The 661-nt window shown below is 35.4% G+C and carries 1 protein-coding gene and 1 pseudogene; both read right to left on the minus strand.

Annotation, left to right across the window (positions count from 1 at the left end; all coding sequences use genetic code 11):
- Window positions 1–208: hypothetical protein (locus IE271_RS44585; RefSeq protein ID WP_229920010.1), on the minus strand; the 208-nt coding region annotated here is incomplete at its 3' end.
- Window positions 209–222: 14 nt separating this feature from the next.
- A pseudogene (cagX, locus tag IE271_RS44590) lies at window positions 223–661 on the minus strand (type IV secretion system apparatus protein CagX); the annotation flags it as partial.

Here is a 661-nt window from a genome sequence, read left to right on the forward strand (position 1 = left end):
AATCGTTAGTTATTTCTTCTGACTCGTATTCATCAAAATTGGTTTTAGTTTCTGTGGGGTTGTCAAGATGATGATCTGAGCTTTCTTTGGATTCTTTTGAAGAATCTTCAAAGTGATTGACCTCTGTTGCTTCTTCATTGGATAAATCTTGGGGTGAATGTTGTTGGGTTTTTTTAGAAGTTTCAAATTTATCGTTTTCTTCATTCATGTCTTAACGCCTTTTTATTTATCTCTGACAAGAGGGAGCTTTTTAATCACACGCTCCAATTCACCATAGTTTTTGATATTGTAATTTTTTGTCAATGGATTTTTCCCATAGCCTTTATTTATTACTGTTACAAGGGCTTTGTCTTTAATGAGCCTAAACTTTTCTGCAATTTCATTAACTCTATACCATCTCAATCCTGAATTGGTCATGTTAGGATCAATAGCAGCATCAGTCATGCTTAATTTCCCATCAGGCTGAACCACAAAAATAGCAGGTTGGAGAGTGATGTTTTTGAAACCAAAATAAGTGAATGTGCCATCATCAAAAATTTCAGAGGGCATAATATGCTTAGAGTGTTTTTCAGGCGCTTGGTAGTAATTGTAGTTTCTAGGCACAGGGTTTCTTTTTAACGCATTATGCACGTATTGAGTCTCTAGCGCCTTTGCTTGATCT

It is taken from the genome of Streptomyces minutiscleroticus (assembly GCF_014650875.1).
Taxonomy (GTDB): domain Bacteria; phylum Actinomycetota; class Actinomycetes; order Streptomycetales; family Streptomycetaceae; genus Streptomyces; species Streptomyces minutiscleroticus.